We start from the raw sequence: 26,697 nt of genomic DNA on the forward strand, positions 1-26,697 counted from the left end.
TCCTGAGGGCTCGCCGCAGGCGGGCGTCTCGAAGAATGGCCGCGGTTGAGCTTCCAGCCGCGTGCCTGCATTCCGATCGCTGCACGTCCTGCCTTGAGACCGCGGTTCCCGTTTCCTGCACCACGGCAAATGCCAAGAGAATGTCGCCTCATTGGCCAACTTCCGACACAGCCCCCGGGCGAATAGCGTCGATCCGACATGATGCATGTGCTTCGGCGGTGACGGGCCCGACGTCGCCGTCGCATTCATTTTCCCAGGGATCCCTCGTGTCGCATAAGCTTGCCTCCGCGCTTCTCGCCGCGCTCTTGATCGCGATCTCATCTCTCTCCTGCGCCCGCGCCGCGCCGCCGACGAGTAGCGCTGCCGCGTTGTCGCCCGATGAGGCCAAGCGCGCGCTGGAAACGCTGCAGGACGACAAGAAGCGCGCGCAGATGATCGACACGCTGCGCGCGATCGCCAATGCGTCCGGTGCACAGCAGCCCGCGCCCGAGCCAAAATCGCCGATCCCGCTCGCGGCCGACGGCCTCGGTGCGCAGCTCATGCTCACCGTGTCCGAGGAAATCGGCGAGATTTCGCGAGACGTCGCCGATATGGCCAGGACGCTCACGCACTTCCCGGCGTTCTATTACTGGATCGTGCGGACCGCGAACGATCCCGCGGCCTACAATCTCCTGATCGAGATCGCCTGGAAGCTTGCGCTGGTGTTCGGCTGCGCCTTCTGCGCCGAATGGGTGATCTTCCGTCTGATCCGCCGCCCCGTCGTGTTCCTGGAAGGGCGCATGCCGCAAACGGCGCGTCTGCCGGTGCAGGTGTTGCCCATTGCCGATCCGCCGTCATCCGTGGCCGATGTCACCCCGGCGCCCGAACTGCACATGCGCCGCCACAGCCTGGCGCGGGCCTGGCAAATCATGCTGCGGCTGCCGCTCGTGCTGGGACGCTTCCTGCTCGAGCTGCTACCCGTGTTGGTCTTTGTCGGCGTCGCCACGGCGCTGCTCGGCACCGAGATCGGGGGGCCCACCACCGTCCGTCTCGTGATCCTCGCCGTCGTCAACGCCTATGCGTTCTCGCGCGGGCTCATCTGTGTGGTCCGTGTGCTGGCGGGACCGTTCGGCTTGTTTCCGGTCAAGGCCGAAACCGCCGCCTATATCGAGATCTGGGCGCGCCGTATCGTCGGTGTCGGCGTCTCCGGCATCGCCTTTGCGAATGTGGCGCTGCTGCTCGGCCTGCATCGCGGCGGCTATGCCGCGCTCCTGCGCATGGTGATGCTGGTCGTGCATCTCTTCATCGTCGTCATCATCCTGCAATGCCGCCGCCAGGTCGCCGAAGCGATCCGCGCGCCGGCCGACCGGCAGGGGATCGCGGCGCGACTGCGCAACCGCATCGCGGGCGGCTGGCACTATCTCGCCATCGCGCTCGACCTTGCGCTGTGGGCCGTGTGGGCGCTGAACATTCGCAACGGCTATTCGTTGCTGCTGCAATATTTCGTCGGCACCATCGCGGTGGCGCTGATCACGCGTGTCGCCATCATGCTGACGCTGGGCCTGATCGACCGCGGCTTCCGCATCAAGCCCGAGATCCTCCAGCGCTTTCCGGGCCTCGAGATCCGCGCCAACCGCTACCTGCCGCTGCTGCGCAAGATCGTATCCGGCGTGATCGCCTTCATCGGCCTGGTGGCCGTGCTCGAAGTCTGGGGCGTCGACGCCATCGTATGGTTTTATGGGGGCCAGATCGGCAGCCGGCTGATCTCGGCGGTGGTGACGATCGGACTTGCCGTGTTCATCGCAGCTGCGATCTGGGAAGCCAGCAACGCGCTGCTGGACCGCCAGATCAATACGCTGTCGCGCGATGGGCACTATGCCCGGGCCGCGCGGCTGCGGACCTTTCAGCCGATGCTGCGCACGGCCTTGCTGTGCGTGATCGCCACTGTCGTCGGGCTCACGGCGCTCAGCGAGATCGGCGTCAACGTCGCGCCGCTGCTGGCGGGCGCCGGCATCGTCGGCATCGCCATCGGCTTCGGCTCGCAGAAGCTGGTGCAGGATCTCATCACCGGCCTGTTCCTGCTGCTGGAGAACACCGTCCAGGTCGGCGACAGCGTCAGCGTGTCCGGGCTATCGGGCGTGGTCGAGAACGTCTCGATCCGCACGATCAGGCTTCGTGCCGGCGACGGTGCCGTGCACATCGTGCCGTTCAGCGCGGTCACGACTATCACCAATGCCAGCCGCGGCGCCGGCAATGCGTCCGTCAGCGTCAACGTCGCCTACAAGGAGGATACCGACCGCGCCGGCCAGATCCTCAAGGACATCGTCGACGAGATGCGCCGCGAGGTGGAATTCCGCAGCCTGATCCGCGGCGATCTCGAGCTCTGGGGCATCGACAAGGTCGACGGCGCCATGGTGTCGATCGTCGGCCAGATCCGTTGCACCGAGGCCGGCCGCTGGCCGGTGCAGCGCGAATTCAACCGCCGCATGAAGCAGCGTTTCCAGCACCACGGCATCGAGGTCGCATCCGCCACCCAGACCATCCTGATGCACATCGCGCCGCCGGCTGATGGCGCCGCTCATCTGACGCCCAGGCGAGCGGTCGGCTAGAAAGTCTGTCCATAAACGTCGGCTTGCCAATCGAAAGCGGAAGTGTCCGACCTTGCGTGTGATCGGCGGCTCGTGATCCAAACCGGAAGTCGGCATGCCAACGATAACTCAGAACAGAGGAGGTGGCGCCTTTTGGCCCCGCCTTGCCCTTAAGTTCGTTTGTGTCCACGCCATGAACGTACTCGCGCGTGTCCTTCAAACGTTTTTCTTGGATGTACGCGCTCCTCAAGTCGATTGTGTCTACCCCAATCGCCGATGACACCCACGGCGCGCGCCATGGGGCAGTCGGGGGGTACCCATTTGCTTGCGTGCTTCCTGCCGTCTGAATGCTTTTTTAAGTCAAAGCAATTGCAGAGATATCGATACCGACGAGGACAGAGTGTGGTATAATCCAAACGAGCGATGAGCCCGTTTTCATCGACGTGGAATATCTGGTCCGGACAGTGAGTTCCAACCTTCTCGGGAAAAGTGATCTTGAGCCGCCGGCGTACCGTGCCTTGGTCGGTCGCCGGGTCTATCTCTTCCGCTTTGGCACTCTCAGTGACAAACATAAATGGAGTATTCAGATAATTCCAAAGTGCATACCCGGTAAAGTAAGCCAGATGCAGCCTATCCCACGTCGTCTGAAGAGTATGTCCTTCAAACGCATTTCTTGGATGTACGCGCTCCTCGATAAGCTTCCCGTTGATTGTCTCTAACCGAACACGATCCGGTTCGTAGATGCTTTGCACGCCTTCTTCGGTAAAGTGCGTAAAGCAAGTTCGCTGTTCTTTCGTTTGCGCCTTCAATTGAACATTTTCGAAGACACCATCCCATCCCTTTCTAGTCCAGTGCGAACCATGCATCGAGAGGTTCACGTCGATCGCGTTGAATTTTCGCCATCGTTCAAGAGTTCCGTGAGACTCAAGCACCAGATCTAAAAGAGCAGTCATGTGTCCTCCGGTTCGCCCTATTGGAATTAGGGCCATCGCTTTCGATATCGCACTAGCTGCGGTTTCAGGCGCTTAGAATTCAGGGCGCCTGACCGTTGATCATCCATTAGTTGGGTTTCAGAAGGACTTTCCCGCCTTTTTGCGCATGCGCCATGGCCTGAGTTGCCTGCTCGAGCGAATAAACGCCGGCGACCGGAACGTGCAGTTTGCCTTCGGCGATCAGTCGCTCGGCTGTCCGCGTATGAGCCGCAAGCTTTTCGTGTGCATCTCGAAAGCGCGGAAATCCCAGCCAAAACCCTTCCAGGGTCATCTGCTTGAAAATGATGTTCAGAGGACTCATGGCCGCGGGCTTTCCGCTGACGCCGCCATAGACGACCATCTTGGTGTTCGACGCGAGGCAAGACGCTACCGAGTGCGAGGACTCGCCACCCACGCCGTCGATGCCCAGCTTGATTTTAGCCTTGCCGGTCGCCGCTGCGACCTGCTTCACAACGTCGGGTCCATCGACAAGGACGACGTCAGCTCCGGCTGACTTCAGCTCATCCACCAGCTCGGGTCTGCGCACGAGGCTTACCGAGCGCAGTCCGAACTCCTTTGCAAACGCAATGACGCTGCGTCCCACACCGGAATTGCCGGCGTTCTGGATGACCCAGTCGTCCTTGCCGAGTTCGACATACTCGGTTAGGAGCAATGCCGCTGTGAGCGGGTTGATCCGAAGCATTGACATCTGTTGGGGATCGGCTTGCTCAGACAAGACGATGAGATCGGTGGCCGGCACCGTGATGGCCTGTCTCCACACGGGAAGCCCGATCGGAATGGCGACACGATCGCCAGTCCTTACATTTTTAACCGAGGCTCCTACGGCGATAACGCGGCCAATAGCTTCGTTCCCGAGCGGCGCGGGCGGCTGCGGCCTGATCGCATACATGCCACGGATCATCAGAAGTTCAGCAAGTCCGATCGCTGAGTATTCGACCGCGACCGTGGCTTCATTTGCTGCCGGCGGTGGGGGTGGATCGCTTTCGACAACTTCAACCACCTCGGTGGGTTTGCCAAACTTAGACATTTGCAGAAACTTCATTGTCCCCTCCGCGAGAGCTGTATGGCTCATTCCGCCAAGTAATCTTACGGTTCCCTGACCGCTCGACGCCAAACCATGCTAAGTTCATATAACGAACTGTCATTAACGTCAACCTGTGTATGAAAAATGAACTCAGAAAAAGCGCATTCGCCCGAGCTGGATCTTCGCTTGATGTTGGAGCTAAAAAACAACTGCTCCATCAAGCGAACGCTCGAGATTGTTGGTGAAACCTGGACCTTGTTGATCTTGCGCGAGGCCTCATGGGGGGTTCGCCGCTTCCAGGACTTTCAAACGTTTTTGGGCATACCAAGAGCGGTGCTGTCTGAGCGCCTGGAAAAACTTGTTGAGTACGGAATCTTTGAAAAAACTCCCTACAAGGAGCCGGGGGCGCGAAAGCGCTATCAATACGAACCCACCAAAGCCGGCATCAAGCTATTGCCTGTGCTGATGGCATTGAGCCAATGGGGAGATGAGCATCTCGGCAAAGGATCTGCCCGCATGATCGACAAAGCGACTCGGGAAGAAGTGTTTCTGAAGGTCGTCAGCAAAAACGGCGACCATGTCCCAGTGGAGCGGGTGCGACCAGTAGTGCGGAGGTAATCACACGTTTGTGGTCAATAATGTTGATCGGCTTGCTGAAAGTAAGAAAGAAGTTCTTGAGCGATTGAGCAGGCGGGGTCCCATCGTGCGATTTGCCGAGCCTGCGGATCATCGGTCGGACACGCGCCAATGAAGCACTAACGCCAGCTGAGCGGGCCCCACGCGATTTCCACACATGGCCCAACTCGGACCTAGGGTGAGGTGCGCCAACGCGGCCGGTATCGGAGGCAGAGTGGACCTCAGACGAAGTGCAGCGCGAGTTTATGAGTACATGTCCTAAGCTGTCCGACATCATTTTCAGCTTGCCTCGGCCCGCGCCGCAGCGTTCACTCCGGCTCCAGCCTGCTGACAACATGCGGGCGACAAAAAGCGTGGGGGGAGACTGATGCGGGGGCTGTGGGCCGGATTGCATAATCATGCGATCGTCATTGCTGGGCTGATCGCCTATGGGTTGATCGCGCCGCTAAGCGCCCAGCCGTTTCCGTCGCGGCCGATCACCCTCGTGGTGCCGTTCGCGGCGGGCGGTCCGACCGATACGCTGGCGCGCATCCTGTCCGAACGCATCGCCGCTGAATTGCACACGTCGATCGTGGTGGAGAACATCGCCGGCGCCTCCGGCAGCATCGCCGGCGCCCGCGTCGCGCGCGCAACGCCTGATGGCACCACGATCACGATCGGCCATTGGGGCACGCATGTGCTCAACGGCGCGATCTTCAAGCTGCCATACGACGTGATCGCCGATTTCGAGCCGGTCGCGACGATCGCGATGGGCACGCAGCTCATCGTCGGCCGGAAGACGCTCGAAGCCAACACTCTGAAAGAGATGATCGCGTGGCTGAAGGCCAACCCCGGCAAGGTGACTGCCGGCACGGCCGGCGCCGGCACGGGGGCCCACGTCGCCGGTGTCTTCTTCAAGGAGAGGACCGGCACCGACTTCCAGTTCGTGCCGTATCGCGGCGCGGGGCCCGCCATGATCGACCTCGTGGCCGGGCAGATCGACATCATGTTCGATCAGGCCTCGAACTCGCTGCCGCACTACAAGAACGGTGCGATCAAGGCGTTCGCGGTGACGTCGCCGACGCGGCTCGCCTCCGCGCCCGATATCCCGACGGTCGACGAGGCGGGGTTGCCCGGTCTCTACATCTCCTACTGGCACGGCATCTGGGCACCGAAGAACACGCCGAAGGAGATCGTCACAAAGCTCAACGCGGCCATCGTCACCGTGCTTGCCGATCCCACCGTCAAGCAGCGGTTTGGCGAATTGGGGCAGGAGATTCCTCCGCCCGATCAGCAGACGCCCGCAGCGCTCGGAGCCTTCCAGAAGGCCGAGACCGAGAAATGGTGGCCGATCGTGAAGGCCGCCGACATCAAGGCGGAATAATACCACTGCCTCATCCTGAGGAGCCCGCGGAGCGGGTGTCTCGAAGGATGCGCCGCAAGCGAGAGCAGGGCCTGCGTGGTTCGCCCGGCGATGCAAAGCATCGTCCGGAGACGCGCGTTCCGCGCTCCTCACCATGAGGAGAACGACAGCCTCGCGGCGTTAACCTTTTCGTGCGCACGACGACCGGTCCGTCACCAAAACCTCGCTGCGGTGCGGGATCACAATGCTTGCCGCGGTTTTCTGCGTCCTTGATCTCAGGTGAGCGCTGGCCGACAATGCCCGCCCTTCAATAGGAAACTCCCTGGGGGAATTCGTGAATAGACCTGCTCGGGTCAGCGCCCATTCGACATCGTCCGATTCCGTGCACGGCATGGCGCTGCTGCGCGATCCCCTGCTCAACAAGGGCACCGCCTTCACCGCGCAGGAGCGCGACGATCTCGGCCTGCGCGGCCTGCTGCCGCCTTGCGTGCTGACGATGGAGACCCAGGTCGAGCGCGTGCTCGTCAATCTGCGCACGCTGCCGACCGATCTCGAAAAATATGTCGCGCTGAATGCGTTGCATGACCGCAACGAGGCGCTGTTCTTCCGCGTTGTCGTCGACAATATCGACGAGATCCAGCCGATCATCTACACGCCGACGGTCGGGCTCGCCTGCCAGAAATACGGCCTGATCTTTCAGCGCCCACGCGGCATGTTCATCTCCTCGCGCGATCGCGGCCAGATCGCCGAGATCCTGAAGAACTGGCCCTATCCGGCCAAGCTGATCGTCGTCACCGATGGCGAGCGCATCCTCGGCCTCGGCGATCTCGGCGCCAACGGCATGGGCATTCCGGTTGGAAAACTCTCGCTCTATTCGGCCTGCGCCGGCGTGCATCCCGAAACGTGCCTGCCGATCGTGCTCGACGTCGGCACCAACAACGAAGAGCTGCTGAAAGACCCGTATTATCTCGGCTTGCGCGAGCGGCGGCTCACGGGCGAGGCCTATGACAGCTTCGTCGACGAGTTCATGGTCGCCGCGCGGAAGACCTTTCCCGGTGTGCTTATCCAGTTCGAGGATTTCGCCAACCACTCGGCGTTCAAGCTGCTGCACAAATATCGCGATGAGGCCTGCGTCTTCAACGACGACATCCAGGGCACGGCTGCGGTGGCGCTCGCCGGCCTGTTTTCGGCGCTGCGCGTCAACGGCGGCAAGCTGAAGGATCAGCGCATCCTGTTCCTAGGCGCGGGTGAGGCCGCGACCGGCATCGCCGATCTCGTGACGTCCGCCATGATGGCGGAGGGCGCCTCCGAGGCGGAAGCGCTCCGGCGCAACTGGCTGGTGGATTCGCGCGGCCTCGTGGTCGGCGGACGCGAAGGCCTGTCCGGTCACAAGCTCCGTTACGCCCATGCCGACCAGGCGCCGATCGCCGACTTCCTCACCGCGATCAGGACGCTGAAGCCGACGGCGATCATCGGTGTCGCCGCGGTCGGCGGCGCCTTCACGCCCGACGTGCTCAAGGCGATGGCCGAGCTCAACGAGCAGCCGATCGTGTTCGCGCTCTCCAATCCGACTTCGAAGGCCGAATGTTCGGCGGAGGACGCCTACCGCTACACCGGAGGCCGCGCGCTGTTTGCCTGCGGCAGTCCGTATGACCCCGTCAAGCTCAACGGCCGAACCTTCGTGCCGCGCCAGGGCAACAACTCCTACATCTTCCCGGGCGTCGGCCTCGGCGTCATCGCCAGCCGCTCGCGGCTGGTCACGGACGAGATGTTCATGGCGGCCGCCCATACGCTCGCCGATTGCGTCGGCAAGGACGATCTCGCGCAAGGCAGCCTCTACCCGGCGCTGCCACGCATCCGCGAAGTCTCGGTGCGTATCGCCGCCGCCGTCGCCGATGTCGCCTTTCAGCGCGGGCTCGCGGACGGACCCGCGCCGAACGACGTGAAGGGACTGGTTCAGTCCCAGATGTACGAGCCGCAGTACTGAGGCCTCCGCCTCGTCATGGCCGGGCATAGCCGTCCGAAGGACGGCGTCGCTTCCGCTCGCCTATGTCCCGGCCATCCACGCCTCGCCGGATGGTACGAAGAACGTGGATGCCCCGGACAAGCCCGGGCACGACGACCGCTTGAAGCAAGCCACGTTAGGTCAGCACGCGATACCATTTCAGGTAGAAACCCGGTTGCGCGGCGCGGCCGTATATGCGACGCTCTGTAGCGTTACAAGAAATTCAATCAAGGTAAGCCGCCATGGACGATCGTTTGCCCGAACTGGGCGACCTCGAGCACGAGGTCATGCAACTGGTTTGGGCCCATGGTCCTGTGACGGCCGAAATTGTGCGCGAGAAGCTGTCGCGTCGGCTGAAGGAATCGACAGTCCGCACGGTGCTGCGCCGGCTGGAAGAAAAGGGCTATGCTCGGCACACGGTGGACGGACGCACCTATGTCTACCACGCAGCCGAAGAGCGCGCGCGGGTTGCGGCCAAGGCGGTGCAGCGCATCGTCGACTGGTTCTGCAACGGCTCGATGGAGGAGGTCCTCGTCGGCATGGTCGACAATGCGATGCTCGATCAGCAGCAGTTGCGCACACTGGCCGACCAGGTGGCCAAGGCGAAGAAGGCGAGGGGAGTGAAGAAAGAATGATCGCAACTCTGGCGGAGGCGGCGCTGCGCTCCCTTGTGCTGGGAGGCGTCGTCTGGTTCGGCCTCAACCTGTTTCGCGTGCGCAATCCGCACGTCCACATGACGGCGTGGGTCGTCGTGCTGCTGGCGTCGCTGGCGATGCCGTTCGTGATGCATTGGCCGACGGTCACGATCACCCGGCTGCCATCGCCGGTATCGGTACCGGCTGATGTCATGCCGGCTGATATCTCGACGTTCGAGATGCCGCAGCCCATGCAGCCGATGACGCCCGGCGCGGCGATTCCGCCGTCGAAGAACGGCGTCTCAATCAATTGGTGGCTGATCGCCACAATCGTCCATGCCGGCGTTGCCGGCCTGTTGCTGCTGCGGCTGGCCATCGGCCTCTGTCTGACCTGGCGCCTCGCGCGCGCGGCAAGGCCGGTCAACGGTCTGCACCTGGTCGATGCCGATGTGCGCGTCAGCCGCGAGGTCGGCGGTCCCGTCACGTTTGGCTCGACCATTCTGGTGCCGCCGCAATTTGCCGGCTGGGACCCGAAGAAGCGCCTCGCGGTGCTCGCGCATGAGGGCGCGCATGTCGCCAACCGCGATTTCCATATCCTCTTGCTCGCCTCCCTCAATCGCGCGGTGTTCTGGTTCAGCCCGTTCGCCTGGTGGCAGCTCGCGCGTCTTGCCGAACTTGCCGAGATCATCAGCGACGCCGAGGCCATTGAGGTGATCGACGACCGGCTGTCCTATGCGGAAATCCTGCTTGATTTCGCAAGCACGGTAAACCCGCGGCCGGTCGAGCTCGCGATGGCACGGGCCTCGACCGTGCGCGCCCGCGTCGAGCGCATCATCGCGACCGCCGCGATGCCCGTCGCGGTCGGCTGGCGCAAGCGGGCGTGGATCTCGGCCGCGATCGTCCCGGCCGTGATCGTGTCCGCCGGCATGATCGCCTATCGCACCCCGGAGCCTGCGCCGCTCGCCGCGGATAGTGGAGAGGTGCCGGCCCAGCATTACCGCCCCTTCGTCAACTTCTACGCCATGGGCCCGGCTTCGGTGTTTGCCATCTTCCGCGAAGGTGACGAGGTTTACGGCCAGCTCACCGGGCAACGCAAATTGCGCCTGATGGTGGGCGGTGACGGCACCGCGTCCTACCCCGCCTCCTCCGGTGAGATCACGTTCCCGCTCGATGCGGAGCGTCGCTCCGCCGAGCTGGTGCTGCGCATGAATGGACGCGACATCCGCGCACTTCGCGTCGCCGAGATGCCGACCGCGGCGGCTGATTCCGGATCGCTCGATCAGTATGTCGGCTGGTACAGGGTCGCGCCGAACCGCGTGCTCACCGTGCGCCGCGACGGAGATCGGCTCCACGTGCAGGAAACCGTGCAAGGCCGGGCTGCGCTCCTGAGTGAGGGTGCCGACGCCTTCTCGATCCATGGCGACAATCTGCTGGTCTTCCTGCGCGACGAGCAAGCCAAAATCTCGCGCGTCCTGATCCAGAACGCGGTCTTCGGCGCCCGTCTCGCGCCGCGGATCGATGCGGCGGTGGCGCAGGCGATCGAGGCCGACTTCGCGCGTCGTGTCGCGGAAGTCCCGGACCGCTTCCGCGAGCAGGTCCCCGTCGCCGGGGGCAAGGAGATGATCCTGCGCGGGATCGAGGATCTGCGCAGCGGCACGCCAAACTACGACCGCATGAGCGCACTGCTCGCCGCCAAGGTCCACCGCGAGGTTGACGAGTTGCACAGGACGTTCGTCGCCCTCGGCCCGGTGGAGTCGCTGTTCTTCCGCGGCGTCGGACCAGGCGGCTACGACATCTATGGCGCCAAGTTCGAGAACGGCACGGCGGAATTCCGTCTGCTGCTCGAGCCTGACGGCAAGGCCGGTGATGTACTCTTCCGGGCCGACGGAAATGACGAACTCGGCGGCATCGTCCCCTGCGCCGAGGAGGCGAATGTGCGCGGCCGCGCCGGCACCTCGCCGATCCGGATCATGGTCTACAACGAGATGGGCGAGGACATCCGCGTCTTCAATCTCGATGCCGACGGCAATCGCAAGGCCGAGAGCGTCGTCAGGCCCAACATGAGCTGGGCTGCCACCACTACCGTGAACAATCCCTGGGTGATTGCCGACAAGTCGGGGCGGTGCCTGGAGGTCCTGATGCCGGGCCGGCAGACGCGCTTCCACAATGTCGAGGCTTCGAACCTCGGCGCGCGTCCGGGTCGCGCAGCGCGCCGCGCTGTTCCGATCGCCAATGGCGAGGAGATGCTGCGCCGCTATATCGCGGGGGTGGGCAAGGGCGAGCCGGATTACGAGCACATGACCTCCGAAGTCGCCGGCATCACGCGGCAGCAGCTTCCGTTCGACCAGGCCATCCTGGCGAAGCTTGGCGCCTTGCGTGCGGTCTCTTTCCGCGGCGTCACCGCGCTCGACAGCGACATCTACATCGCCCAGTTCGCCAACGGCTCGGCGGAATGGCGCATCGGCATCAGGAACGGCACGATCACCAAGATCGCGCTCGGGCCGAATTTCTAGCAGCGTTGCGGGCGGCCGTCCCTCACGCGGATCGGCGGTTCGCGGTATCGTACGGAACGTCTCAATCTCTGCTTGCAAGCCCGAGCCGCTAATGCTACGTTGCGTAGCATTACAGGCTGTAGCCTCGCGCGAGGTACCGTCGGCAGGCTCGAGGGAATTGGGCGTTCGCGATGAGCAATCCTGCAAAGGCCGAAGTTGTGCTGGCGCTTCATCGCTTCGGGATGGGGCCGCGTCCGGGATCGATCGCGGCTGTCGGGGCCGACCCGCGTGGCGCGCTGATCGCCGAGCTCGGCCGGCCGCTCGTCCTGAACGCTGCCGCCAGCCTTCCCTCCAGCTCAAAGGCCTATCGCACCGTAGCCGATGCCAATGCGCGGCGCGCCGCGCGCGCCAAGCAGGCCCAGCAGCAGGCCAAGAAGCAGCAGGTGGCGGCGACGCCGACTATGTCGGAAGACCAGACGCAAGGGCAGGGAGCGGACAAGGACGCCGCCGAGATGGCGGCGAAGCAGGCGGCCGATGCCATTCCCGATCCCGGACGTCCGATCTATTTGCAGGAGGCCAAGCTGCGCACGGAAGCCGCGCTTACCGCCGAGATCGGCTTCGGCGAGCGGCTGGTGTGGTTCTGGTCCAACCATTTCTGCATCTCGGCCAACAAGATCCAAAGCATGTCCGGGGCCTATGAGCGCGAAGCCGTTCGCGCCAACGCACTCGGGCGCTTCGTCGATCTCCTGTTGGCCGTCGAAGGTCACCCGGCGATGCTGTTCTATCTCGACAATCTCGGCTCGATGGGCGCGAATTCGATCGCCGGCATCAACCGCAGCCGCGGCCTCAACGAGAACATCGCGCGCGAGATCATGGAGCTGCATACGCTCAGTGTGCGCACCGGCTACACCCAGGACGATGTCATCAGCTTCGCCAATGTGCTGACCGGCTGGACGCTGGTGCCGCCCGGCGACAATCCGGAGCACGGTGGCGAATTCACCTTCAATCCGCGGCTGCACGAGCCCGGCGGGCAAACCGTGCTCGGCAAGCGCTACGAGCAGGAGGATGCCGAGCAGGGCCGCGCGGTGCTGCGCGATCTCGCCGCGCATCCGGCGACCGCAACCCATATCGCGACCAAGCTCGCGCGCCATTTCGTCGCCGACGAGCCGCCGCCTGTGCTGATCGAGCAGATGGCGAAGACTTTTCGCGACACCGAGGGCGATCTTAAGCAGGTCGCGATCGCGATGGTGTCCTCGGACGAGGCCTGGCGCGGGCCGCCGTCGAAGCTCAAGCGTCCCAGCGAGTGGGGCGTTGGCATGGTGCGCGCGACCGGCGCCACGACGGTCGATCCAGTCCGCTTCACCGGCGGGCTGGAGCTGCTCGGCGAGGCGCTGTGGCGTCCATCCGCGCCCAAGGGCTATCCGGACGACGAGGCGAGCTGGATCGACGGCGTCGGCCGGCGGCTCGACATCGCCAACAATTTTGCCGAGCGCCTCGCCGGTACGGCTGATCCGCAGGCGATCATCGAGGACGTCTTCGCATCGGAGATATCACCCGAGGTGAAGCAGGCCGTCGGCCGCGCCGAGAGCCGGCAGCAGGCGCTCGCGCTGTTGTTCATGTCGGCGGATTTCCAGAGGAGGTGACCATGGGCTTTGACCATCATCTGCCCACGCGGCGCGAGCTTCTGGTCGGCTCCGGCGCGCTGTTCGCGTGGAGCCAGATGCCGCGGATCGCGCGTGCCGAAGGGCGCGATCCGCGCCTGCTGGTCATTGTGCTGCGCGGCGCGCTCGACGGCCTTGGCGCGGTTGCGCCGGTCGGCGATCCCGACTGGATCTCCTTGCGCGGCGATCGTGCGCTGGTGCTGGACGGCAAGCCGCCCGCGCTGCCGCTCGATGCCTTCTTCGCGCTCAATCCGGCGATGCCGAATCTGCATCGGCTCTACAAGAGCGGCAAGGCCGCAATCGTCCATGCCGCCGCGACGCCCTATCGCGAGCGTTCGCATTTCGACGGCCAGGACGTGCTGGAAAGCGGGCTCGTCAAGCCGGGCATGACCAGCTCGGGATGGCTCAACCGCGCGCTGCTCGCGCTGGAATCCAGCGGGCGTGTCGACCCGCGCGGCAGCCGCGCGCTCGGCATCGGCTCCGTGACGCCGCTGGTGGTGCGCGGTTCGGCGCCCGTCATGACATGGGTGCCGCAGAGATTGTTGCCGGCGAGCGAGGACACGCAGAACCGCCTGCTCGATCTCTACCAGCACACCGATCCGAAGCTTGCGACCGTGCTCCAGGCCCGCATGCGGCTCGCTTCGCTCGGCGGCGCACCAGGCGCGGGCGATCCGATGTCCGACGATCCGACCTTGCCGCCGCCCGGCATCGCGCGCGTGCGCGCCTATTTCGCCGAAGCCGCCGGCACGGCCGCGCGCTATCTCGCCAAGCCTGACGGCCCGCGTGTCGGCGCCATGGGCTTCGTCGGCTGGGATACGCACATCGCCGAGGGCGTGGCCTCGGGCCAGCTCTACAATCTGCTCGGTGCGCTCGACGGCGCCTTTGCCGCGATCGAGAGCAATATGGGCGAAGCGTGGCGCGAAACAGTCGTGGCCGTTGTCACCGAGTTCGGGCGAACCGCGCGCATCAACGGTACGCAGGGTACCGACCACGGCACGGGCACGGTCGCTTTCCTGATCGGCGGCGGGCTCAACGGTGGTCGCGTGATCGCGGACTGGCCCGGTCTGAAGCCGGCGCAACTCTTCGAGGATCGCGATCTCAAGCCGACCACGGATTTGCGCGCGGTGCTGAAAGGCCTGTTGAGGGATCATCTGCGCGTCGAGGAGAAGGTGCTCGCAGAAGCCGTCTTCCCGGGCAGCGCCGACGTCAAACCGATGGGAGGCCTCGTCGGCTGACGACGCGGCTCTCGCAACCGGTTCGGGTTCATGATGTGCACGCTGACACAACGGGAGCTCGACTTTCTCGCCAGCTTGAAGACCGGCTGGCAGCGGCTCTATCGGCGCGAGCTCGCGCGGCTCTCGAGGAGCGGCGCCGAACCTGACGAGGTTCCGCCGGAGACGCGCCCGATCTGGCGCGTCGTATCGGGCTTATCCCACGAGCCTGTCTCGATTCAGGACAAGCCAGTGTGGTGGAATCGCCACAGCTAACCCGAAACGGCTGCGGCCTCAGGCGCGCTTTCGTTCCGACAAGGTTCTGCCCTCATTGCCCACCGAAACTCGGGGCCATTCGGAGGGCGCATCATGTCTTGCTTTGCACGTGCCGAAAATGCCCGGATTTCGCCGGCAAGCCTGTGCCGGATCCTGCTCGCCACCATCGGCGCGGCGTCGCTTGCGGCGTGTGCGCAATCGCCGGTCGGCCGCCAGAAGGCCGATCTCGGCACCCACCGCCAGGCCGCTGTCGAACGACCGCACAGGGTGGCGGCGCTGCATCCGCGTCCGATCAGCCGGGCGCGCATCCCCGACGGTGATGCAAAGCAGAGCGTCTCCCACGGCGTCGCCAGTTTCTATTCGGACACGGAGACGGCGAGCGGCGAGAGGTTCGACAAGAACGAATTGACCGCGGCCCATCCCAGCCTGCCGTTCGGCACCAAGCTGCGCGTCACCGATGTCTCATCCGGCCGCTTCGTCACCGTCAGGATCAACGATCGCGGGCCGTATGTTCGCGGACGCGTGGTCGACGTCTCTCCCTCCGCGGCGGAGGCGCTCGGCATGGTCGACAAGGGTGTCACCAATGTCCGGCTCGACGTGGTGCAATAATTTGCGGCTGCATCGATCCGAAGCGCTGTGCTTAACCGGCTGTTAGCCGCCTCAAGCCCACCATGGATACCCAATCATTCGGGACTAGATCTAAGCTCTTGGGAGGCGGCGTTTGACCACGATCCAGTATCTCGAAGATCAGGCCGCACGCGCCGAGCGGCTGGCCAAACGGATCACGGATACATTGACGATCGAAAAGCTCCTGACCTTCGCGCACGAACGCCGCCGCGAGATCGAGGTCATCGCCGGCAAGTACGGGCGCGCCTGATTCTCATCCCCATGCGCGCTCAGCTGTGGCTTTCGACGAAGTCGCTGAGATAATCCGGCAGCGTCATGCCATCAATGTCACAGCGCGCCCGGATCTCGCCGGCGACATCGGTCGAGATGTCCTTCATCCAGTGCTCCAGCGTGTTGAACGAGATGACCTTGATGGGGTCGTTGAAGCAGCCAGCGACGAGCTCGCCGATCGTAGCGTCGAGATCGCTTCGCTCGACACGAATTTCGGTCGCCTTGTCGAGGCGGTCGATCACCACGAACAGGGTCTGGTCTGCGCCATAGGGCACGACAGGGGCTGGCACGCCGGCTTCAAGCATGTGAGGCACTCACGCCTTCGCTTCCGATCACCATCAACGGGAAAAACCGGCAGAAGGTTCCCGCGCTCAGCCGGTGCTTCTGCGAGGATCAGAGAAATTCGCGCAGCCGCGCCAGCTCCGTGATGTGCTCGGGCGAGAGAATGTCCGTGACCAGCGGCGGTTGCGCGATGGTGCGGATCTCATAGAGATGCCTGGTCGCCGCCGGCTTCGCCATGAACGCCGAGATGCATTCGTCGAGCGTACCCTCGATCACCTGGTAGGACGCTCGGTCCGACCGTCGCTGGTTCGCAAGCGACGGCCATTTATGCAGCACCGCAAGGACACCAAAGTCGACCTTTGAATCCCCAACCACGTCCCCCATCGTCCCGCCTCACGCAAAAAGACCCCGGCACACGATCGTGCGTACCGGGGCCTACACCCATTACTGCATCTCAATGCCTCAGCACCAAACGCGATGACCGGGAAATAGTTCCCGGCAAATGTTTGCTTTCAGCTCGCGGCCGCCGCGATTTTATGGCCCGGGCTGGTGTGCCCGTGGCTGGTCTCATCGCCGCGACCAACTTCGGGCGGAAGCCCGGCAAAGCGCCGCAAGGCCTCGGCCATCTGCACCCGGCCCGGCGCGCCGGTGATGATCACGTCCACCATCGTGAAGGACGAATGGAAATGGCCACGCGCCTTAAGTTGCTCGACCGGGACGCCGGCGGCTGCCATCGCCTCGGCATAGGCGATGCCTTCGTCGCGCAGGGGATCGAATTCGCAGGTGACGACGAAGGCCGGCGGTAGCCTTTCGACCTTGCCGCGGAGCGGCGAGGCGCGTGGATCGGTGCGGTCGGTCGGCGAGCAGTAGAGGTCCCAGAACCAGTACATCAGCGAGCGCGTCAGGAAATAGCCGGTCGCATTGTCGTTGTAGGAGGGGCGGTCGAAGGTGCAGTCGGTGACCGGGCAGATCAGGAGTTGGCCCGCGATCTCAGGGCCGCCGCGATCGCGCGCAAGCTGGCAGGTGACGGCGGCGATGTTGCCGCCGGCGCTCCAGCCCGCGACCAGCACCGGGCCCGGCCTGCCGCCGAGCTCGGCGGCGTGCTCGGCGATCCAGCGCGTCGCCGCATAGCCGTCTTCGGCCGCGGCCGGGAAACGATGCTCGGGCGCATGACGATAGCCGACGCTGACCAGCATCATGCCGGTCCGCCGCACCATGTCGCGGCAGAACGGCTCGTCCGACTGCTCGTCGCCGAGCACCCAGCCGCCGCCGTGGAAATAGACCACCACCGGATGCGGCCCCGGCGTTGCCGGCCGGTATACCCGGTAAGGCAGCGGACCGTCGGCGCCTGTCAGGGTGCCGTCGACGATCTCGCCGATCGGCCGTCCCGCCGGGCGGCCCTTGTTGAACTCGTCGACGAAGGCGCGGGCGCCGAGGGCGCCCATCGACTCGATCGGCGGCAGGTTGAGTGACGCCAGCAGGTTCAGCACCAGCCGCACGTCCGGCTGCAGCCGCACCACCTCGCCGTCATTGCTTTGCGCGGCGACGTCGGGGCCGGTCAGCTTGAAGCCGAGCATGCCGCGGCTGACCACCTCGTCGCAGATGCTGCGATAGGGACCGACGCCGCCGGTATAGGGCATCAGGCCCTGCACCTTGCCGGGCACGTTGGCGCCCGTGTACCAGGTGTTGGCGAGCCGGTGCAGCGTCACCATCGAGCAATCGGCCATGTGCCTGTTCCAGCCGGCCTGCGCCGTCTCGGTCGGCTCGATCGTGGTGAAGCCGCCGTCGCGCAATGCTTTGAGCCGGTCGACGACCCAGTCGACATGCTGCTCGATTGACACCGCCATGTTCGACAGCACCGACGGGCTGCCGGGACCGGTGATCATGAAGAAGTTCGGGAAGCCTGCGACAGTGAGGCCGAGATAGGTCTGCGGCCCCTGCGCCCAGACGTCGGTGAGCGACTTGCCGCCACGTCCGGTGATCGGATGCACGGCGCGGATCGCGCCGGTCATGGCGTCGAAGCCGGTCGCGAACACGATCACGTCCACGTCGACGCTGCGCTTGGCCGTCGTGATCCCACTTGCGGTGATCGCCTTGATCGGCTCCTGACGCAGATTGACCAGCGTGACGTTCGGCCGGTTGTAGGTCGCGTAATAGTTGGTATCGAGGCAGGGGCGTTTGGCGCCGAACGGATGATCGTCCGGCATCAGCGCCGCGGCGGTCTCGGGGTCTTTGACGGCGGCGCGGATCTTCTCGCGGATCAGGTCCTGGACGATCTTGTTGCCGTCGATGTCGACCGCCTGGTCGGCCCAGAGCTGGGTCAGGATGTGGACGAGGTCGCCGGCCGCCCAAGCGCGTTCGAACCGCTCACGACGCTCGGCATCGCTTAATTGCCAGCTCACGACCGTCTGCTGCGGATAGGGCACGCCGGCCATCGACTGGCGCGCCTGCTCGCGATAGGCCGCGCGATCGCCTTGCAGCAGGCTCATGCGATCGGACGGCGCGGGACCGTTGTGCGCCGGAAGCGCGAAATTCGGCGTGCGCTGGAACACGGTCAGGTGCGCAGCCTGCTCGGCGATCAGCGGGATCGACTGAATGGCCGACGATCCCGTGCCGATCACCGCGACGCGCTTGCCGGCGAGATTGACGCCGTCATGCGGCCAGCGTCCGGTGAAATAGACCTCGCCCTTGAAGTCCTTCACGCCGTCGATCTCCGGCGGCTTCGGCGCCGAGAGGCAGCCGGTGGCCATGATGTAATGGCGGCAGGAGACCGCTGCGCCATTGTCGGTGGTGAGCTGCCAGCGCTCGATCGCCTCGTCCCATTTCGCTTCCGTGACCTTGGTCTTGAAGCGGATGTCACGCCTGAGATCGTAGCGGTCGGCGACGAAGCCGAGATAGCGCAGGATCTCGGGCTGGGTCGCGTATTTCTCCGACCAGGTCCAGGCGGTCTCGAGGTCGGGATCGAAGGTGTAGCTGTAATCGATGGTCTGGATGTCGCAGCGCGCGCCGGGATATCGGTTCCAGTACCAGGTGCCGCCGACGTCGCCGGCTTCTTCGAGGCCGACCGCCGTCAGGCCGGCCTTGCGCAGCCGATGCAGAAGATAGAGGCCGGCAAATCCGGCACCGACCACGGCAACATCGACCTGCTGGCTGGTTCCGCGCCCCGTGTCCGAAGTACGTGCAGCAACCATTGCATCAGGCATGGCATTTCCTCCCGTGTGTTTTATTTTGCCCGCAGGCTATCGCTGCAGGTTCGGCTTGTCATCACGGCATGTGCAATCTTCGGTAGCCATTTGCGGCTTCATCATGGCCGCGTGAATGTTGCGGCGGCACACGCATCGCGATGCACAAGGGCCGTGATTTCCCGGGCTAATCAGGGTCGATCCACCTGTGTATGCTCTTGTTTTTGCCACGCGTGCAAACGGGCGTCATGACAGAGTTGAGTGAGCGGACCAAAGCGAACATGGACGTCGTCCTGGAGGAGACGTGCCGCCAACTGCCTCACGGCGGCGATCACGACAGCCGCAGGTTCATCGCCGAGCGGCTGATCGAGGCGGCGCGGTCCGGTCACTCCACGCTCGGCGAGCTCGGCATCATCGCACGGCACGCACTGGCGGAGCTTGCCGCCAAGCGGAGCTAGGCGCAGCCGCGGCGCTTGCTTCGCGGCGGGCCACGGACATAACCTGCCCAAAATCCTTCCGCGCGTCGAGATGCTCCGAAGATGCGGTCTGTGTTCGCGCTTTTTGCGACGTCTCTCGTCCTCTGTTGCGCCGGCTCGGTCGTGGCCCAGCCAGTCGGCCAGTTTCCATTTGCGCTGACGCGCGAAGGACAGATGCTTGGCGCCGTCGAAGGCGAGGTGGCCTCGTTCAAGGGGCTGGCCTATGCGGCCGCGCCGATCGGACCGCTGCGCTGGCGTCCGCCGCAGGCTGCACCCGAGAGCTCGGAGATGCGCACCGCCTATGCCTATGGCGCGCCGTGTCTTCAGCCCTCGCTGCCGGGATCGAGCGAGGATTGCCTCACGCTGAACGTGTTTCGTCCGTTCGGGGTCGACGGCCCGCTACCGGTGATGATGTTCATCCACGACGGCGCTTTCGTCAGCGGCACCGCGAATGATCCGCTGTTCGACGGTGCCAGGCTCGCGCAAGCCGGCCTCATCGTGGTGACCGTGAATTTTCGCCTCGGCGCGTTCGGCTGGCTCAGCGATCCCGCGCTGTCGGAAGGCGGCTCCGGCAATTTCGGCCTGATGGACCAGATCGCGGCGCTGCATTGGGTGCACGACAACATCGCGGCCTTCGGCGGTGATCCCACGAACGTCACCTTGTTCGGCAGTGGCGCAGGCGCAACGTCGATCGCGCTGCTGATGCTGTCGGAGCAATCGCGCGATCTCTTCCAGAAAGCCATTCTGCAATCGATCCCCGGCCGTGCGCGCCTGCGTTCGGCACAAGAGGCCGAAATTGTGGGGCGGCAATTCGTGGCGGTGCTGGGGCGACAGGCCGATTTACGTACAGCCGAACCGCAACGCCTGCTTGCCGTCGAAAAACATTTCCTGGAAAAATCGCCGCGCAGCTTCGCGCCGACGATCGATGGGAGTCTGGTGAGCGAGGAGGTCGCCGCGGGCTTCGCAGCTGGACATGAGAGCCGCATCCCCTTGATCATTGGCTCGAACGACGACGAGACCGGTTTCGACGGCGAGCTGGATATCCGGGAAGAGCTGGCATCGTCAGGCACCACCAGCGATGAGCTGCGCAGGCTCTATCCCGATCTCGCCAGACCTTCGGACCGCGCGGCAAGGTTCTACACCGACAGGGTCTTCTCCGAGCCAGTGAGACTGCTGGCGCGCCTGCATGCCGCCAGCGGTGCGCCGACCTTTCGCTATCGCTTCACCTATGTGCCGGAGGCACGGCGCGCAAACCCCGAGGGCGGTCACGGGCGGGAATTGCAGTTCATCTTCGGCGTCGAAGGCATGCCCGGTGCAGGCATCTTGTCAGGAGCCGATCGCGAGGTCGCAAATCGCATGCGCGCCTACTGGATCAATTTCGCCAGGAGCGGCGATCCCAACGGTGCGGACCTGCCGCATTGGGATTCGGCCGCAGGCAGCGATCGCCTGCTGCTGATCGCGAACGATGGCATCGCGAGCGGAGACGACCCCTGGTCGGAGCGTCTGGACCGGTTCGCGCATTAGAGGGATGAGTTGGACTTAAGCCGCGAGCTCGACGCGCGGCGCCGGGCTTAGCCGGTCTTCCTCCAGATAATCCATCGCGCCGTCTTTCTCGACGGCGTAGAACTGCTGGCCTTCCTTCGACTTGTAGGCGGCGCGAACGACGCCGCGGCGGCCCTTGTCACTGTTGACGACATCCCCCAACGCAAACTTCTTCATTTCACGTCCCTGGCTGCTGGCCGACTCCTTCGGCTACGCCCGGGATTCTGGGCAGCAAATCGTTAACGTCTTGCTAACCATACGGGTTTGCCTATGCTCGCGGCCGATCGCGCGGGCAGCTCGCACGCGCATGTTGCCAACGAAACGAGCCTTCGCCCATGGTGCGATTTCCCACCTTCTTCCTGTCGCATGGCGGCGGTCCGTGGCCGTTCATGGAAGACAGGCGGGTGCAATACCGAAAACCGCCGAGGCGTTCGGCCGGCTGCCACAGCTCTTGCCGGAGAGGCCCAAGGCCGTGCTCGTCATATCAGGACATTGGGAGGCTGACGCCTTCACCGTGTCGACTTCCGCGCATCCGCCGATGGTGTACGATTATCACGGTTTCCCCGAGCACACCTATCACCTCAAATACCCGGCGCCGGGGCGGCCCGAGCTCGCCGCGGAGGTAAAGGCGCTGCTCACGCGCGCGGGTGTTGATTGCCGGGAGGATCCCAACCAGGGGTTCGATCACGGCACCTTCGTGCCGCTCGGGCTGATGTATCCGAACGCCGACATGCCGATCGTGCTGCTGTCGCTGAGATCGAGTTACGATCCGGCCGAGCACATCAGGGTGGGGCAGGCGATTGCCTCGCTACGCGACGAAGGCATTCTGATCGTCGGCAGCGGACTCACCTATCACAACATGCGCGGGTTCGGCCGTGCCGAGTCGAAGCCGGTCTCGTATGATTTCGAGGCTTACCTGAACGAGGCGATCAGCCACAAGGACGCGGCGCGGCGCAACGCGATGCTGGTTGACTGGGAGAACGCGCCGAGTGCGCGCCTGGCCCATCCGCGCGAAGATCATCTGCTGCCGCTGATGGTGGCCGCCGGCGCCGCCGTCAGCGACACGGGCAAGCGCGTCTTCGTCGACGAGGTCGCGAATGTCGCGATGGCGTCGTATGTGTTTGGCGGGTGATCTTCTCCTCTTCCCGCAAGCGAGGAGAGGTGAAGAAGAGTGGCTCACCCGTATTTCAGCTTCATGAACAGGATGCCGCCGGCGAGCACCATGGTGATGGCGTTCGCGGCGACGAGGGGCGCATCGCCCGACAGCAGGCCATAGACGAGCCAGAGCGCCAGCCCAAGCACCATGACCAGGAACATGCCGAGCGAAATATCGCCGGTGGAGCGGGTCTTCCACACTTTGATGGCTTGCGGCGCGTAGGCCACGGTGGTGCAGGTCGCGGCGGCAAAGCCGATCAGCTTGATCAAGAACGGGTCCATGGCGGCTCTATAGCATTGATTCGAGGATGGTCGCGCCTCAGGCGCGCGCGGTCATGAGGCCGCGATAGAGCGCGGCATAGTCACCGGCGCGGTTGCGCCAGGACACGTCGGTCGCAAGGCCGCTCAGTTGCAGCCGGCGCCAGGTCAGCTTGTCGTGAAAGGCGATGTTGGCCTTGCGCAGCGTGCCGGCGAGGGCATCCGCGGTGACGGGTGCGAACTTGAAGCCGGTGGCATCGCGGCCTGATTTATCGGCATCGCCGATATCGACGATGGTATCCTCGAGGCCGCCGACCCGCGAGACGATGGGCACGGCGCCGTAGCGCAGCGCGCAGAGCTGGGTCAGGCCGCATGGCTCGAACCGCGAGGGCACGATGAGCGCGTCCGAGCCGGCCTGGATCAGATGCGCCATGATCTCGTCGTAGCCGATCACGACCCCGATCCGGCCAGGGTTCGCGCGCGCTACGGCCTGATAGCGATCCTGCAGATCGCGGTCGCCGCTGCCGAGCAAAGCGAGCTGCATGCCTTCGCGCAAAATGGTCGGAATAGCCTCGAGCAGGAGATCGAGCCCCTTCTGCCACGACAGGCGGCTGATGACGCCGAGCAATGGCGCTTCGTCCGAGGAATCCAGATTGAACTGTTGCTGAAGCACCGCCTTGTTCGCGGCCCGGAACGTGAGGTCCTCCGCGCCGAAGCGGTAGGCGATGTGCGGATCTTCTTGCGGATTCCAAACGGATACATCGATGCCGTTGAGGATTCCGCTCAGCACGTTCGCGCGGGCGCGAAGCAGGCCGCCGAACCCCATGCCGCCCTCGTCGGTCTGGATCTCCTGCGCATAGGTCGGCGAGACCGTGGTGATGCGATCGGCGAATTGCAGGCCGGCTTTCAAGAAACTGATGCCGCCGAAATATTCGAGGTCGTTGACGCCGTAGGCGCGCCAGGGCAGGCCAATCGAACCAATCAGCTCGGGCACGAACTTGCCCTGGTAGGCCATGTTGTGGATGGTCATCACGGTGGCCGGCCGCGGCCTGTTGTCATAGTGCAGATAGGCCGGCGCGAGCCCGGCCTGCCAGTCATGGGCATGCACCACGTCGGGCACGAAGGCGGGAACGAGGCCGTGGCCGATATCGGCCGCGATGCGCGAGAGCGCGGCGAACCGCACGCCATTGTCCGGCCAGTCGACGCCTTCGGGCGTCACGTAGGGGTTGCCAGGCCGTACGTAGAGATGCGGCACGTCGAGCACGAACAGATCGAGGCCGTCATGCGAGCCGGCGAGCAGACGCCCGGGTCCGCCGAAATAGTCCGGCCAGCGCCGGATTTCGTCGGCTCCCCCCAGCACCCGCATCACGTCGGGATAGCCCGGCATCAAGGTGCGCATCTCGACGCCATGTGCCTTCAGCGCAATCGGCAGCGCGCCCGCGACATCGGCGAGGCCGCCGGTCTTGACGATGGGATAGACTTCAGAGGCGACCGCGAGGACGCGAACAGGCGTCATGTATTGAGCCTGTCGAGCATCGGCTGGGTGATGAGCGAAATGCCCTGCTCGGTGGTGCGGAAGCGTCTTGCGTCCAGCTCGGGATCTTCGCCGACGACGAGCCCTTCCGGGATCTCGACGCCGCGATCGATCACGACGTTCTTCAGGCGCGCGCCGCGGCCGACATTGACATAGGGCATGATCACGGCGTTCTCGACATTGGCGTAGGAGTTGACGCGCACGCCGGTGAACAGCAGTGAGCGCCGCAGCGAGGCGCCGGAAATGATGCAGCCGCCCGAGACCAGCGAGCTCACGGCCTGGCCGCGCCGGCTCTCCTCGTCGTGGACGAATTTTGCCGGTGGTGTGATCTCCGAATAGGACCAGATCGGCCACGCGCTGTCGAACAAGTCGAGCTCGGGCACCACGTCGGTGAGGTCGATATTGGCGGCCCAATAGGCGTCGACCGTGCCGACATCGCGCCAATAGGCGCGGGGGTCGCTGCCGGAGCGGACGCAGGAGGTCGAATACTGGTGCGCCATGGCGCGGCCGTTCTTGACGAGGTAGGGGATGATGTCCTTGCCGAAATCGTGGTTGGAATTCGGATCCTCGGCGTCGCGCTTGAGCTCCTCGAACAGGAATTTTGCGTCGAACACGTAGATGCCCATGCTGGCGAGCGAAACGTCCGGCTTGCCCGGCATCGGCGGCGGATCTTTCGGCTTTTCCAGGAACTCTTTGATCCAGCCGTTCTCGTCGATATGCATGATGCCGAAGCCGGAAGATTCCTGGCGCGGCATCTCCAGGCAGCCGACGGTGACGTCGGCGCCGCTGTCGACGTGCTGGCGCAGCATCACCTCGTAATCCATTTTATAGATATGGTCGCCGGCGAGAACGACGATGAAGCGGCAGGCGTGGGATTCGATGATGTCGATGTTCTGGTAGACTGCATCGGCCGTGCCGACATACCACATGTTTTCGGAGACGCGCTGGCTCGCCGGGAGGATGTCGAAGCTCTCGTTGCGCTCGGGGCGGAAGAAGTTCCAGCCCATCTGAAGGTGCCGGATCAGGCTGTGCGCCTTGTACTGGGTGGCGACGGCGATGCGGCGGATGCCCGAGTTCACCGCGTTCGACAGCGCGAAATCGATGATGCGGGATTTTCCGCCGAAATAGACCGCAGGCTTGGCGCGACGGTCGGTCAGCTCCAGCAGCCGGCTGCCGCGTCCGCCGGCCAGGACAAACGCCAGCGCCTGACGGGCAAGCGGCTCGGGTCTCGCGGCACTCATGTCATCCTCCCACAACTCTTGCGCTCGCGAGAAGCCTCCCGGCCGCGCTCATTTGGAACCGATAGTAACGGCACGAATAGTAAATCGGGAAGGTGGTTGTTGGTTGCGAATGCGCCGGAAGCTTAATGCTTTGCCGCGTGATCGGGCCCCAGGCACCGTCCTGCCGGTGTCACTCGCGGCGAGGTTGTGGAGCCCGTCAGGTACCGGTTGATCAGAATGGAGGCATGCGTCTTGTGCGGTGCACGCAAAACTCGAGGCTTTGACCTCGCGCCAGGATGCCCGATGATGGCGCTGCGATCCATGTCCAAGCCAAACGTCAGAAAGGAGTAAGACGATGAGGGTCTGGAAAACGGCAGTCGCCGGTTCGCTCGCCGCCGCGGTCATGGCGGGGGGGATTCAGCAGGTGGCGGCGGCTCCGCTGCCCACCAATGTCGCAACCATGAAGGCCGCCGTCGGCGACGATGTCACGCAGGTGCACTGGCGCGGCCGAGGTTTTGGATGGGGTCTCGGCGGCCTTGCCGCTGGCGCGATCATCGCAGGTGCCATCGCCAGCAGCGCGCCTTATGGCTATGGCTACTATGGCGGCGGGCCCTATTATGGCGGCTACGGATACCCGGGCTATGGCTACGGCTATGCGCCGGCCTATTACGGCTATGGTCCGGCCTATGCTTATCCGCGCTACTATCGGCCTTACCGCCCGTATTTCGGCCCTCGTTACGGCTACTACCGGCCGTATTACCGGCACTATCACCGCGCGTATTGGTGATCGATCAAACGGGCGGACCCGCTCGCCGCAGGGCGACGACGCTGAAGAGGTTTGAGGGCCGCTGAATGCAAGCGGCCCGATCGGCTTGCGCGCGCTGAACCCGGTGATGCGGCACGACGAGCCGGCCATGCCCGCCCACGACAATCCCGATGCAGATCGCGACGATGATCGCGATCTCGATGCTCCATTCGAGCGGTCCCGAGCTCATGGCAGCGCGATGGCGTTGGCGAGATCGAACTCGGACAGGCCCGGGGCGCCGCACGCAAGGTAGATGGCGACGAGGAAGATGCGGCTGAGGACGGTGAGGCCCAATATGACCCTGATGTCGTAATGGCGAATGGCAAAAGCGAGAGGCGAGATCGCCAGATGTTTTAGAATGCTCATGGCCAACTCCTTGCCAAAATTCAGGCATCGACTGCCTGCCGACTGAAATGACAGCGTGATGAAAAGGCCGTCCGACGCCTTGCCGGCGTCTCTGAAATGGACAGGCCAATGCTAGTGCCGGCGCAGGGCGCAGGTCTTT

Annotated in this window: 24 protein-coding genes and 1 pseudogene; 15 read left to right on the forward strand and 10 right to left on the reverse strand. The window is 64.3% G+C overall.

Translation table 11 applies throughout. The features are described from left to right. Positions 1–266 precede the first annotated feature (266 nt). A complete protein-coding gene (locus RX329_RS11855; RefSeq protein ID WP_085385133.1) occupies positions 267–2,588 on the forward strand; it encodes a mechanosensitive ion channel domain-containing protein in 2,322 nt (773 codons plus the stop codon). Positions 2,589–2,737: 149 nt separating this feature from the next. Here RX329_RS11855 and RX329_RS11860 read toward each other — a convergent pair whose 3' ends face one another. Together RX329_RS11860 and RX329_RS11865 are read right to left on the reverse strand one after the other, a co-directional pair. Then, positions 2,738–3,520, reverse strand: coding sequence for a hypothetical protein (locus tag RX329_RS11860; RefSeq protein WP_317245881.1), 783 nt, complete (start codon positions 3,518–3,520; stop codon positions 2,738–2,740). 106 nt (positions 3,521–3,626) lie between these two features. Next, complete coding sequence (locus tag RX329_RS11865; protein WP_158091743.1) at positions 3,627–4,601, reverse strand: zinc-dependent alcohol dehydrogenase family protein; 975 nt, start codon at positions 4,599–4,601, stop codon at positions 3,627–3,629. A 126-nt stretch (positions 4,602–4,727) separates the two neighbouring features. Between RX329_RS11865 and RX329_RS11870 the strand changes: the two genes are divergently transcribed. The 10 genes from RX329_RS11870 to RX329_RS11915 all read left to right on the forward strand — a co-directional run bounded on the left by RX329_RS11870 (position 4,728) and on the right by RX329_RS11915 (position 15,718). Continuing rightward, positions 4,728–5,201, forward strand: coding sequence for a winged helix-turn-helix transcriptional regulator (locus tag RX329_RS11870; RefSeq protein WP_018454364.1), 474 nt, complete (start codon positions 4,728–4,730; stop codon positions 5,199–5,201). Positions 5,202–5,586: 385 nt separating this feature from the next. Continuing rightward, positions 5,587–6,582 carry a tripartite tricarboxylate transporter substrate-binding protein gene (locus RX329_RS11875; RefSeq protein WP_085350245.1) on the forward strand — a complete coding sequence of 332 codons (996 nt, stop codon included), beginning with the start codon at positions 5,587–5,589 and terminating at the stop codon, positions 6,580–6,582. A 370-nt stretch (positions 6,583–6,952) separates the two neighbouring features. After that, positions 6,953–8,548, forward strand: a complete 1,596-nt coding sequence (locus tag RX329_RS11880; RefSeq protein ID WP_244561287.1) for an NAD-dependent malic enzyme — start codon at positions 6,953–6,955, stop codon at positions 8,546–8,548. A gap of 260 nt (positions 8,549–8,808) precedes the next feature. Then, positions 8,809–9,201, forward strand: a complete 393-nt coding sequence (locus RX329_RS11885; protein ID WP_018457458.1) for a BlaI/MecI/CopY family transcriptional regulator — start codon at positions 8,809–8,811, stop codon at positions 9,199–9,201. Beyond that, positions 9,198–11,714, forward strand: a complete 2,517-nt coding sequence (locus RX329_RS11890; protein ID WP_085385137.1) for a M56 family metallopeptidase — start codon at positions 9,198–9,200, stop codon at positions 11,712–11,714. The genes RX329_RS11885 and RX329_RS11890 overlap by 4 nt, the downstream gene beginning before the upstream one ends. 170 nt (positions 11,715–11,884) lie before the next feature. After that, a complete protein-coding gene (locus RX329_RS11895; protein ID WP_085385138.1) occupies positions 11,885–13,336 on the forward strand; it encodes a DUF1800 family protein in 1,452 nt (483 codons plus the stop codon). A gap of 2 nt (positions 13,337–13,338) precedes the next feature. Continuing rightward, entirely contained in the window at positions 13,339–14,589 is a 1,251-nt protein-coding gene (locus RX329_RS11900) for a DUF1501 domain-containing protein (protein ID WP_085360697.1), read from the forward strand. Positions 14,590–14,619: 30 nt separating this feature from the next. Next, positions 14,620–14,841, forward strand: a complete 222-nt coding sequence (locus RX329_RS11905) for a hypothetical protein (protein WP_026233375.1) — start codon at positions 14,620–14,622, stop codon at positions 14,839–14,841. 93 nt (positions 14,842–14,934) lie between these two features. Continuing rightward, the gene (locus tag RX329_RS11910) at positions 14,935–15,450 is read left to right on the forward strand and encodes a septal ring lytic transglycosylase RlpA family protein (RefSeq protein WP_085385139.1); all 516 of its coding nucleotides are present in this window, start codon (positions 14,935–14,937) and stop codon (positions 15,448–15,450) included. A gap of 112 nt (positions 15,451–15,562) precedes the next feature. Further along, positions 15,563–15,718, forward strand: a complete 156-nt coding sequence (locus RX329_RS11915) for a hypothetical protein (protein WP_198957668.1) — start codon at positions 15,563–15,565, stop codon at positions 15,716–15,718. Between the two features lie 19 nt (positions 15,719–15,737). Here RX329_RS11915 and RX329_RS11920 read toward each other — a convergent pair whose 3' ends face one another. The 3 genes from RX329_RS11920 to RX329_RS11930 form a co-directional block, all read right to left on the reverse strand. Further along, positions 15,738–16,043, reverse strand: a complete 306-nt coding sequence (locus RX329_RS11920) for a hypothetical protein (RefSeq protein ID WP_018457465.1) — start codon at positions 16,041–16,043, stop codon at positions 15,738–15,740. A gap of 88 nt (positions 16,044–16,131) precedes the next feature. Continuing rightward, positions 16,132–16,404 carry a hypothetical protein gene (locus tag RX329_RS11925; RefSeq protein ID WP_018457466.1) on the reverse strand — a complete coding sequence of 91 codons (273 nt, stop codon included), beginning with the start codon at positions 16,402–16,404 and terminating at the stop codon, positions 16,132–16,134. A gap of 128 nt (positions 16,405–16,532) precedes the next feature. After that, a complete protein-coding gene (locus RX329_RS11930) occupies positions 16,533–19,223 on the reverse strand; it encodes a flavin-containing monooxygenase (protein ID WP_085385140.1) in 2,691 nt (896 codons plus the stop codon). Positions 19,224–19,414: 191 nt separating this feature from the next. Between RX329_RS11930 and RX329_RS11935 the strand changes: the two genes are divergently transcribed. Next, positions 19,415–19,660, forward strand: coding sequence for a hypothetical protein (locus tag RX329_RS11935; RefSeq protein ID WP_018457468.1), 246 nt, complete (start codon positions 19,415–19,417; stop codon positions 19,658–19,660). A gap of 81 nt (positions 19,661–19,741) precedes the next feature. After that, positions 19,742–21,202: a carboxylesterase/lipase family protein gene (locus tag RX329_RS11940; protein WP_085385141.1), complete on the forward strand. Its 1,461-nt coding sequence runs from the start codon at positions 19,742–19,744 to the stop codon at positions 21,200–21,202. A 15-nt stretch (positions 21,203–21,217) separates the two neighbouring features. On the opposite strand, the gene RX329_RS11945 is transcribed toward RX329_RS11940, so the two are convergent. After that, the gene (locus tag RX329_RS11945; RefSeq protein ID WP_007601069.1) at positions 21,218–21,397 is read right to left on the reverse strand and encodes a hypothetical protein; all 180 of its coding nucleotides are present in this window, start codon (positions 21,395–21,397) and stop codon (positions 21,218–21,220) included. Positions 21,398–21,555: 158 nt separating this feature from the next. On the opposite strand from RX329_RS11945, the pseudogene RX329_RS11950 reads away from it, so the two are divergent. Further along, positions 21,556–22,352 (forward strand): annotated as a pseudogene (locus tag RX329_RS11950) (DODA-type extradiol aromatic ring-opening family dioxygenase). 44 nt (positions 22,353–22,396) lie between these two features. Here RX329_RS11950 and RX329_RS11955 read toward each other — a convergent pair. The 3 genes from RX329_RS11955 to glgC are packed head-to-tail and all read right to left on the reverse strand — an operon-like array spanning position 22,397 to position 25,408. Further along, the gene (locus tag RX329_RS11955) at positions 22,397–22,657 is read right to left on the reverse strand and encodes a SemiSWEET transporter (RefSeq protein WP_018457471.1); all 261 of its coding nucleotides are present in this window, start codon (positions 22,655–22,657) and stop codon (positions 22,397–22,399) included. A 37-nt stretch (positions 22,658–22,694) separates the two neighbouring features. Next, positions 22,695–24,149, reverse strand: coding sequence for a glycogen synthase GlgA (glgA, locus tag RX329_RS11960; protein WP_085385142.1), 1,455 nt, complete (start codon positions 24,147–24,149; stop codon positions 22,695–22,697). Beyond that, positions 24,146–25,408, reverse strand: a complete 1,263-nt coding sequence (glgC, locus tag RX329_RS11965) for a glucose-1-phosphate adenylyltransferase (protein ID WP_007613273.1) — start codon at positions 25,406–25,408, stop codon at positions 24,146–24,148. The genes glgA and glgC overlap by 4 nt, the downstream gene beginning before the upstream one ends. Before the next feature lie 334 nt (positions 25,409–25,742). Here glgC and RX329_RS11970 point away from each other — a divergent pair, with 334 nt between their 5' ends. Next, positions 25,743–26,174 (forward strand): hypothetical protein, encoded by a 432-nt coding sequence (locus tag RX329_RS11970; RefSeq protein ID WP_085350233.1) that lies wholly within the window; start codon positions 25,743–25,745, stop codon positions 26,172–26,174. 204 nt (positions 26,175–26,378) lie between these two features. On the opposite strand, the gene RX329_RS11975 is transcribed toward RX329_RS11970, so the two are convergent. Then, on the reverse strand, positions 26,379–26,558 hold the full coding sequence (locus tag RX329_RS11975) for a hypothetical protein (RefSeq protein WP_085385144.1): 180 nt from the start codon (positions 26,556–26,558) through the stop codon (positions 26,379–26,381). Positions 26,559–26,697 lie beyond the last annotated feature (139 nt).

This window comes from Bradyrhizobium sp. BWC-3-1, assembly GCF_032917965.1.
Classification (GTDB): Bacteria; Pseudomonadota; Alphaproteobacteria; order Rhizobiales; family Xanthobacteraceae; genus Bradyrhizobium; species Bradyrhizobium canariense_D.